This is a genomic window from Stenotrophomonas sp. HMWF003, assembly GCF_003061285.1.
In the GTDB taxonomy this organism is placed as follows: Bacteria; Pseudomonadota; Gammaproteobacteria; order Xanthomonadales; family Xanthomonadaceae; genus Stenotrophomonas; species Stenotrophomonas maltophilia_AP.
The window spans coordinates 16,438-25,196 of record NZ_QAIW01000194.1 but is presented as its reverse complement, the minus strand read 5'-3'; the positions used below and the strand labels follow the sequence as shown (position 1 = coordinate 25,196).

Genomic DNA, 8,759 nt, shown 5'->3' with positions numbered 1-8,759 from the left:
GGTCGCTGAAACACAGGAACGACCACAGCGGGGCGAACAAGGCGCGCGCCCAGGGCCACTGGGTGCCGCCCGTTTCGCGCTTGATCGCCCGCCAGTTCTGCCAGAACCAGTACAACGGGTACAGCCCGAGCGTTACCAGCGACAGCGAGGCCAGTTTCAGCGTGGGCGGTGAGTAGTACGCGGCAGCGACCACATCGCGCGTGGCGATGCGGGGTGCCGGGGAAAACGGTGGTGCTGCGACCGGCATGGTTGCCGGCGCACGGTAAGGATCGTCCACTTCCATATGCGGATCACCTGCAATGCATCTACCGGCGAGGTGCCGGCGCCCCCTGTATCCCGGGAGTCCGGGACGGCGCGACTATCGCAGAGCGCGGGGGGTTTTTCCAGATCCCCCCGCGGCCCGGCGCACCGGGGCGGGCGGGGGCAAGGGCGCGCGTCGTGCGCGCCCGGTGCGGTCAACGGACTTCGGAGATCTCCACCCCGTCCAGGCCCTGCGACAGCGTGCGTGCGTCGCCGCCCTGCGACAGCTTGATGCGCAGGCGCACTTCGTTCTGCGAATCGGCGTAGCGCAGTGCGTCTTCGTAGCTGATTTCACCGGCCTGGTACAGCTCGAACAGGCTCTGGTCGAAGGTGCGCATGCCCAGCTGCACCGACTCCTTCATCACTTCCTTGAGCTTGTGGATCTCGCCATCGCGGATGTAATCCTGCACCAGCGGCGTGCCCAGCATGATTTCCATCGCCACCTTGCGCGACTTGCCATCCGGCGAGGGAATCAGCTGCTGCGCCACCACGCCCTTCAGGTTCAGCGACAGATCCATCAGCAGCTGGTTGCGGCGGTCTTCGGGGAAGAAGTTGATGATGCGGTCCATCGCCTGGTTGGCGTTGTTGGCGTGCAGCGTGCACAGCACCAGGTGGCCGGTTTCGGCGAAGGCGATGGCGTGGTCCATGCCCTCGCGGGTGCGCACCTCGCCGATCATGATCACGTCCGGCGCCTGGCGCAGGGTGTTCTTCAGCGCTGCTTCCCAGCTGTCGGTGTCGATGCCCACTTCGCGCTGGGTGATGATGCAGCCCTCGTGCTTGTGGACGAATTCGATCGGGTCTTCGATGGTGATGATGTGCCCGGTCGAGTTGTGGTTGCGGTAGCCGATCATCGCCGCCAGCGAGGTCGATTTACCGGTACCGGTAGCGCCCACGAACAGGATGATGCCGCGCTTGGTCATCGCCAGCGTCTTGATGATCGGCGGCAGACTCAGCTCTTCCACGGTGGGAATGCGCGTCTCGATGCGACGCAGCACCATGCCCACCTGGTTGCGCTGGTAGAAGCAGCTCACGCGGAACCGGCCCACGCCGGACAGGCCGATGGCGAAGTTGCACTCGTGGGTCTTTTCGAACTCTTCGCGCTGCGCCGGCGTCATCACGTTGAGCACCAGGTCGCGGCTCTGCTGCGGCGTGAGCGGGGTCTGGGTGATCGGCGAGATCTTGCCGTTGACCTTGATCGCCGGCGGCATGCCCGCGGTGATGAACAGGTCCGACGCCTTCTGGTGCGCCATCAGCTTGAGGAACGAGGTGAAGTCGATGGTCGTGGTGGTGGTGTTCATTGCGGTGTGCTCCGAAGATTGCCGGGAGCCGGCCAGCGGCCGGCGGTGCAGGAAGCCGGGCAGCGCCCGGCTCTACCATCATTCGAAGATGCGCTTGTCCTTGGCGTATTCCTTGGCCTGGTTGCGGGTGATCAGGCTGCGCTTGACCAGGTCCTGCAGGTGCTGGTCCAGGGTCATCATGCCCATCTGCTGGCCGGTCTGGATGGCCGAGTACATCTGCGCCACCTTGTCCTCGCGGATCAGGTTGCGGATGGCCGGGGTGCCCACCATGATTTCCCACGCGGCGGTACGCCCGCCACCGACCTTCTTCAGCAGGGCCTGGGAGATCACCGCACGCAACGACTCGGACAGCATCGAGCGCACCATCGGCTTCTCGCCGGCGGGGAACACGTCGATGATGCGGTCGATGGTCTTGGCCGCCGAACTGGTATGCAGCGTGCCGAACACCAGGTGGCCGGTTTCGGCGGCGGTCAGCGCCAGGCGGATGGTTTCCAGGTCGCGCAATTCGCCGACCAGGATGATGTCCGGGTCTTCACGCAGGGCCGAGCGCAGCGCTTCATTGAAGCCGTGCGTGTCACGGTGCACTTCGCGCTGGTTGATCAGGCACTTCTGCGAGGTGTGCACGAATTCGATCGGATCCTCGACGGTGAGGATGTGGCCGTATTCGTTCTTGTTGATGTGGTCGATCATCGCCGCCAGCGTGGTCGACTTGCCCGAACCGGTCGGGCCGGTGACCAGGATCAGGCCCTGCGGCTGGTCGATCAGTTCGCGGAAGATCGGCGGCACGGCCAGGTCTTCCAGCGTCAACACTTCCGAGGGAATGGTACGGAACACCGCACCGGCGCCACGGTTCTGGTTGAACGCATTGACGCGGAAGCGCGCCAGCGACGGAATCTCGAACGAGAAGTCGACTTCGAGGAATTCCTCGTAATCGCGGCGCTGCTTGTCCGACATGATGTCGTACACAAGCGCATGCACCTGCTTGTGGTCCAAGGCCGGGATGTTGATGCGACGGACATCGCCGTCAACGCGGATCATCGGCGGCAGGCCTGCCGACAGATGAAGATCCGACGCTTTGTTCTTTACGGAAAACGCCAACAGTTCGGCGATATCCATGCGCTGCTACTCCCCATGACTGCTGCGACTGGAAGGTTCTTTCCCCGGGCGGCAGTATAGCGTTCCTGATCTACCGGAAAACGCCCGTGTCCGCGCTGCCCCTGCCCACGCTATTGCTGAACCTGCACAACGCGGCTGCCGCCGCCGGGCGGCCAGACCCGCTGCTGCTGGCGGTCTCCAAGACCCAGCCGGCCGAGGCGGTGGCGGCACTGGCCGCCCAGGGCCAACGTGCGTTCGGCGAAAACTACGTGCAGGAGGCTGCGGCCAAGATCGACGCACTGGCGGCGCTGGGGCTGGAATGGCACCTGATCGGCCACCTGCAGTCCAACAAGGCCGAGCTGGCCGCGCAGCAGTTCGACTGGGTGCAGAGCGTGGACAGGCCCAAGCTGGTGGCGGCGTTGGCCGCGCACCGGCCGGCGGCGCTGGCCCCGTTGAACGTGCTCATCCAGGTCAACATCGACGACGAGGACAGCAAGCATGGCTGTGCCCCCGAGGACGTGCCTGCGCTGGCCGCTGCCATCGCTGCCGCGCCGCGCCTGCAGCTGCGCGGGCTGATGGCCATTCCCGCCCCGTGGCCCCAGGCCGAGCGCCGCCAGCAGGCGTTCGCGCGCATGCGTGCGCTGTTCGACACACTGGCCGCAGCGCATCCACAGTTGGACACGCTGTCGATGGGCATGAGCAGCGACTATGCCGAGGCCATCGCGCACGGGGCCACCCTGGTGCGGATCGGCACGGCCCTGTTCGGCGCGCGCCCGCGCCCGGCCTGACTCTCTTTCACGTACCACCCGGAGATTGCATGAGCGCCATCACACTTACCTTCATCGGCGGCGGCAACATGGCCCGCAGCCTGATCGCCGGGCTGGTCCGCCAGGGCGTTGCGCCTGCGCATATCCACGTGGCCGAGCCGGTCACCGACCTGCGCGAACAGCTGACCGCCGACTTCGGCGTGAAAACCTACGCCAGCGCCACTGAAGCGGCGGCCCAGGGCGACGTATGGGTGCTGGCGGTGAAACCGCAGGTGCTGCGCGATGTGTGCGCGTCGCTCGTGTCCTTGGCCGGTGCCAGGCAGCCGCTGGTGGTCTCCATCGCCGCCGGCGTCACCAGTACGCAGCTGGAACGCTGGCTGGGCGGCAGCGCGGCGGTGGTGCGGGCCATGCCCAACACCCCTGCCCTGCTGGGCGCGGGCGTGACCGGGCTGTATGCCACCACCACGGTGAGCGAGGCACAGCGGACCCAGGCCGATACCGTGCTGGCCAGCGCCGGGCGCACCGTGTGGATTGATGACGAAGCCCGCATGGACGCGGTGACCGCAGTGTCCGGCAGTGGCCCGGCCTATGTTTTCCTGCTGGCCGAGGCGATGGAAGCAGCCGCCGTGGCCCAGGGCCTGCCGGCCGAGGCGGCACGCACACTGGTGGTGCAGACCCTGCTGGGCGCCAGCCGCATGCTCGACGAATCCGGCGACGCCCCGGCCGAACTGCGCCGTCGGGTAACCTCGCCCAACGGCACCACCCAGGCGGCAATCGAATCCTTCCAGGCCGACGGTTTCGAGGCCATCGTCGCGCGCGCGATCGACGCGGCGACCCGGCGCGGCCAGGCGCTGTCAGCCGCGAACGATGGAGCCCCCGGCAACCGGTAGAGCCACCCCACGGGTGGCTACAGGAACCGTGGTCGCGCGACAGCCACGCATGGCGTGGCTCTACCCGGCCGCGAACCCACGGTAGAGCCACCCCATGGGTGGCTACGGAAACCCCGGATCGCGCGACAGCCACCCATGGGGTGGCTCTACCCGACCGCAAACCCACGGTAGAGCCACCCCATGGGTGGCTACGGAAACCCCGATCGCGCGACAGCCACGCATGGCGTGGCTCTACCCGACCGCGAACCCACGGTAGAGCCACCCCGTGGGTGGCTACAGGAACCGTGATCGCGCGACAGCCACCCATGGGGTGGCTCTACCCGGCTGCGAACCCACGGTAGAGCCACCCCATGGGTGGCTACGGAAACCCCGGATCGCACGACAGCCACGCATGGCGTGGCTCTACCCGGCGGCGAACCCACGGTAGAGCCACCCCATGGGTGGCTACAGGAACCGTGATCGCGCGACAGCCACCCATGGGGTGGCTCTACCGGGTCAGCCGGTCGAGCAGGAAATCCACGAAGCTGGTCAATTTCGGCCGCGGGCGGCGATCAGGCAGGTACACCAGGTGCAGCGGGCGCGGCTCGGGCAGGTACTCGGTGAGTACCGGCTGCAGGCGCCCACTGGCAATGTCGTCGGCCAGCAGCACCGCCGGCTGCAGGATCAGCCCGGCCCCGGCCAGGGCGGCGCGACGCAGGCCATCGCCGTCGTTGCACAGCAGCCGCGAATGCTCCGACCAGTCCTGCTCGGGGTGCCCGCGCAGGCGCCAGCCATGGCCCCCGCGCCAGGCCAGGTGGGTCAGGCAGTCGTGATCGCGCAGGTCGCCGGGGTGCTGCGGAATGCCCTTGCGCTGCAGGTAAGCCGGCGCGGCGCAGATCTGCATCGCGTACGGCGGTAAGGGCCGCGCCACCCATTCGGCCGAACCGAGCCGGCCCATCCGGACCACCGCGTCGAACTGCTCTTCGATCAGATCCACCCGCCGGTTGCTCAGGTCCAGCTCCACCGTCACCTGCGGGTACGCGGCCAGGTACTCCGCCACCAGCGGCGCCAGCACGCAGCTGCCCCAGGTAACCGGCGCACTGATCCGCAGCACGCCCTGCGGCTGGGCCTGCAGGCCGGCCACGCTCGCCTGCGCCTGCTGCACCTGATCCAGCACGTTGCGGCAGCCGGCCAGGTAGTTGCGGCCGGCATCGGTCAGGCTCTGCCGGCGCGTGTTCCGCTGCAGCAGGCGCACGCCCAGGTGCGTTTCCAGCTGCTGGATGTACTTGCCGACCATCACCGACGACACCGTCAACTGCTCGGCGGCGGCATTGAAGCTGCCGTGTTCGACCACGGCCACGAAGGCCTGCATGCAGCGCAAGGTATCCATTGATAACCAGGAGTTTGCAATCTGCAAAGCATACGCCGGTTACCGAACCGCCGCCGCAGGCGCAGACTGGCCGCACGTCCTTTTCCGGAGCCTCCCGCATGAAGATTCTCCTCGTTGGTGCCAGCGGCACGCTTGGCCAGGCCGTGGCCGCGACCTTGGGCACCCATCACCAGCTGATCCGCGCTGGCCGCCATGGCGGTGACGTACAGGTGGACCTCACCGACGATGCCAGCGTGCAGGCCCTGTTCGCCCAGGTGGGCACGGTGGACGCGGTGGTGGCCACCACCGGCAAGCTGCACTTCGGCCCGCTGGGCACCATGACCCCGGCGCAGTTCAACGTGGGCCTGCAGGACAAGCTGCTGGGCCAGGTGCGGCTGACGCTGGCGGCCCAGCACCACCTCACTGTCGGCGGCTCGATCACGCTCACCAGCGGCATCGTCAGCGCCCAGCCGATCCGCGACGGTGCCAACGCCACGGCGGTAAACGCCGCGCTGGAGGGCTTCGTGCGCGGCGCCGCCTGCGAGCTGCTGCCACGCGGACTGCGTATCAACGTGGTCAGCCCGAACGTGCTGGTCGAATCGCTGGCTGACTACGGCGCTTACTTCCCCGGTTTTGAAGCGGTCACCGCCCAGCGCGCGTCGCTGGCCTACCAGCGCAGCGTGGAAGGCGTGCAGAGCGGACAGGTCTTCAACGTGTGGTGAGACGCGGCGGCGGGCAGATGACGCGTATCGACCGGTATTGCCGGCCGCTGGCCGGCTCCTCGCAATGCTGGCAGCCCACGTATCGACCAACGGTCGATACCTACCGGGCCCGGTGGAACGGCACCGCCCCCCCCTCACCCCCAACGCTGCGGTCCATCGCCCTGGTCGCCCAGCGCGTCGCCCGGGTTGGCCAGCCGGCACCGCTTCAACGACAGGCAGCCGCAGCCGATGCAGTCGGTGAGCTGGTTGCGCAGCAGCAACAGCTGCTCGATGCGCTGGTCCAGCTCGCTGCGCCACAACGCCGACATCCGCGCCCACTCGGCCTTGGTCGGTGTCTTGTTCTCCGGCAACGCCGCAAAGGCGGTAGCCACCGCCTCCAGCGGCATGCCTACGCGCTGCGCCACACGGATCACCGCCAGCCGGCGCAGCACATCACGCGCGAACCGGCGCTGGTTGCCGGCGGTGCGCAGGCTGCGGATCAGGCCCTTGCGTTCATAGAAGTGCAGCGCCGACACTGCCACCCCGCTGCGTTTGGCCACTTCGCCCACACTCAGTTCCTGCGCGATCACTGCTTGACCTCAACCATGGTTCAGGTGGCATCCTGCGTGACGCGGGGATGCGCTGCAAGCACGCCCTGCCCGTCCGCTGCCTGGTACCCCGCATGTCTTCCGATGTAACCGCCGCCGCCGCGGCCCCCGCCGACGTGCCAACGCCGTCGATCCTGTCACCCCGCTACCGCGCCACCACCATCGGCATGGTCGCGCTGGTCTCGTTGTATGGCTTTGAAGCGCTGGCCGTGGCCGCCGCCATGCCCACGGTGGCCCACGACTTGGACGGCCTGCGCCTGTACGCGCTGGCATTCGGCGGAACCCTGGCCACCAGCGTGATCGGCATGACCCTGGCCGGGCGCTGGACCGACCGGCTGGGGCCGGCGCGCCCGCTGTGGCTCGGTCTGGTCTGTTTCATCGCCGGGCTGCTGCTGGCCGGTTTCGCGCACACCATGCCGCAGCTGGTGCTGGGCCGGCTGCTGCAGGGGCTGGGGGCCGGTGCGGTCTCGGTGTCGCTGTATGTGATGGTCGGGCGCACCTTTCCCGAGGCCATGCGCCCGCGGGTTTTCGCGGCGTTCTCGGCCGGCTGGGTGGTGCCCTCGCTGATCGGCCCCGGTATCAGCGGGCTGATCGTGCAGCACCTGGGCTGGCGCTGGGTGTTCCTGATCGTGCCCCTGCTGGCGGTGCCGGCGGCCCTGCTGCTGCGCCCCGCCCTGCGTGACGTGGGCGCACCGCCGCCGTCGGCGCGTAGCGATGACCGCGTCATCCGCTGGGCGATCGGGGCCGCTGCGGGCGCGCTGCTGTTGTACATCGGCGGCCAGCAACAGGGCTGGACCGCCTTGGCGCTGCTGGCACCGGCGCTGGCCCTGCTGGCGCTGTGCAGCTGGAAACTGCTGCCGACCGGCACGTTGCGGTTGCGCCGGGGCCTGCCCAGCGTGATCGCGCTGCGCGGCATCGCCGCGTCCGCCTTCTTCGGCTGCGAAGCCTTCCTGCCGCTGCTGCTGCAACGCGAACGTGGGCTGAGCCCGCTGCTGGCCGGGGTGGCGTTGAGCCTGGGCGCGCTGGGCTGGTTCAGCGGCTCCTGGCTGCAGGGCCACCAGCAGCGAGGCTGGACGCGCCCGCAGCTGCTGGTGACCGGCGCGTTGCTGATGTGCGTGGGCATCGTCGCCACCTCGCTGGCGATCCAGCCGGCCACGCCGTTGTGGTTCGCCCTGGCCGGCTGGACACTCACCGGCTTCGGCATGGGCCTGATCTACCCCAGCCTGTCGGTGCTGACCCTGTCGTTGTCGCCGCCGGCGCAGCAGGGCGCCAACACCTCGGCGCTGCAGCTGAGCGAAGCGCTGGGCGTGGCCACCACGCTGGCGATCTCCGGCTCGTTGTTCGCGCTGTTCCTGCAGGGCAACGTGATGCTGGGCTACCTGCTCACCTACACCATCATGTTGGTGCTGGCCGTAAGCAGCGTGGTCGTTGCACGGCGGATCTGAATCCCGCGCCCCATAGCGCCGGGCTCTGCCCGGCTGCCGTCCGAAACCGTAGCGCCGGGCTCTGCCCGGCTGCTTCCGGCGCGAAGGTCAGCGGGGCAGAGCCCCGCTCTACGCGGCTACTTCCCGTGCGAAGGGCAGCGGGGCAGAGCCCCGCTCTACGCGGCTGCGTTTTACCGCCTGACGGGCAGCGGGGCAGAGCCCCGCTCTACGGGCGGGTACATGGCGCCGGTGGGTGCAGGATGCCGATCAGGCCCGTTCACGGGTGCGTGTCGCCCACGTCCTTCAGGTCTTCGCGCAGGATGCGGCG

Annotated in this window: 8 protein-coding genes and 1 pseudogene; 4 read left to right on the top strand and 5 right to left on the bottom strand. The window is 68.4% G+C overall.

The genetic code is table 11. The annotated features are described in order from the left end of the window. The 3 genes and pseudogenes from DBR34_RS21700 to DBR34_RS07875 form a co-directional block, all read right to left on the bottom strand. Positions 1-277: pseudogene (locus DBR34_RS21700) on the bottom strand (DUF4234 domain-containing protein); the annotation flags it as partial. 178 nt (positions 278-455) lie between these two features. After that, the gene (locus tag DBR34_RS07880; RefSeq protein ID WP_038690016.1) at positions 456-1,598 is read right to left on the bottom strand and encodes a PilT/PilU family type 4a pilus ATPase; all 1,143 of its coding nucleotides are present in this window, start codon (positions 1,596-1,598) and stop codon (positions 456-458) included. A gap of 78 nt (positions 1,599-1,676) precedes the next feature. Then, on the bottom strand, positions 1,677-2,714 hold the full coding sequence (locus tag DBR34_RS07875) for a type IV pilus twitching motility protein PilT (protein WP_070208322.1): 1,038 nt from the start codon (positions 2,712-2,714) through the stop codon (positions 1,677-1,679). A gap of 86 nt (positions 2,715-2,800) precedes the next feature. Between DBR34_RS07875 and DBR34_RS07870 the strand changes: the two genes are divergently transcribed. Next, positions 2,801-3,481, top strand: coding sequence for a YggS family pyridoxal phosphate-dependent enzyme (locus DBR34_RS07870; RefSeq protein WP_181393943.1), 681 nt, complete (start codon positions 2,801-2,803; stop codon positions 3,479-3,481). A 29-nt stretch (positions 3,482-3,510) separates the two neighbouring features. Further along, positions 3,511-4,350, top strand: a complete 840-nt coding sequence (gene proC, locus DBR34_RS07865; RefSeq protein WP_128096379.1) for a pyrroline-5-carboxylate reductase — start codon at positions 3,511-3,513, stop codon at positions 4,348-4,350. Positions 4,351-4,837: 487 nt separating this feature from the next. On the opposite strand, the gene DBR34_RS07860 is transcribed toward proC, so the two are convergent. Next, positions 4,838-5,719: a LysR substrate-binding domain-containing protein gene (locus DBR34_RS07860; RefSeq protein WP_128096378.1), complete on the bottom strand. Its 882-nt coding sequence runs from the start codon at positions 5,717-5,719 to the stop codon at positions 4,838-4,840. Between the two features lie 98 nt (positions 5,720-5,817). Between DBR34_RS07860 and DBR34_RS07855 the strand changes: the two genes are divergently transcribed. Beyond that, positions 5,818-6,420: a short chain dehydrogenase gene (locus tag DBR34_RS07855; RefSeq protein ID WP_128096377.1), complete on the top strand. Its 603-nt coding sequence runs from the start codon at positions 5,818-5,820 to the stop codon at positions 6,418-6,420. 134 nt (positions 6,421-6,554) lie between these two features. On the opposite strand, the gene soxR is transcribed toward DBR34_RS07855, so the two are convergent. After that, positions 6,555-6,989, bottom strand: a complete 435-nt coding sequence (soxR, locus tag DBR34_RS07850; protein ID WP_181393942.1) for a redox-sensitive transcriptional activator SoxR — start codon at positions 6,987-6,989, stop codon at positions 6,555-6,557. Positions 6,990-7,081: 92 nt separating this feature from the next. Here soxR and DBR34_RS07845 point away from each other — a divergent pair, with 92 nt between their 5' ends. Next, a complete protein-coding gene (locus tag DBR34_RS07845) occupies positions 7,082-8,452 on the top strand; it encodes an MFS transporter (protein ID WP_128096376.1) in 1,371 nt (456 codons plus the stop codon). The last annotated feature ends 307 nt before the right edge of the window (positions 8,453-8,759 follow it).

Coding starts and splice junctions, on each gene's coding strand:
- DBR34_RS07880 (WP_038690016.1), bottom strand. CDS start 1,598: ATGAACACCACCACCACGACCATCGACTTCACCTCGTTCCTCAAGCTG.
- DBR34_RS07875 (WP_070208322.1), bottom strand. CDS start 2,714: ATGGATATCGCCGAACTGTTGGCGTTTTCCGTAAAGAACAAAGCGTCG.
- proC (WP_128096379.1), top strand. CDS start 3,511: ATGAGCGCCATCACACTTACCTTCATCGGCGGCGGCAACATGGCCCGC.
- DBR34_RS07860 (WP_128096378.1), bottom strand. CDS start 5,719: ATGGATACCTTGCGCTGCATGCAGGCCTTCGTGGCCGTGGTCGAACAC.
- DBR34_RS07855 (WP_128096377.1), top strand. CDS start 5,818: ATGAAGATTCTCCTCGTTGGTGCCAGCGGCACGCTTGGCCAGGCCGTG.
- DBR34_RS07845 (WP_128096376.1), top strand. CDS start 7,082: ATGTCTTCCGATGTAACCGCCGCCGCCGCGGCCCCCGCCGACGTGCCA.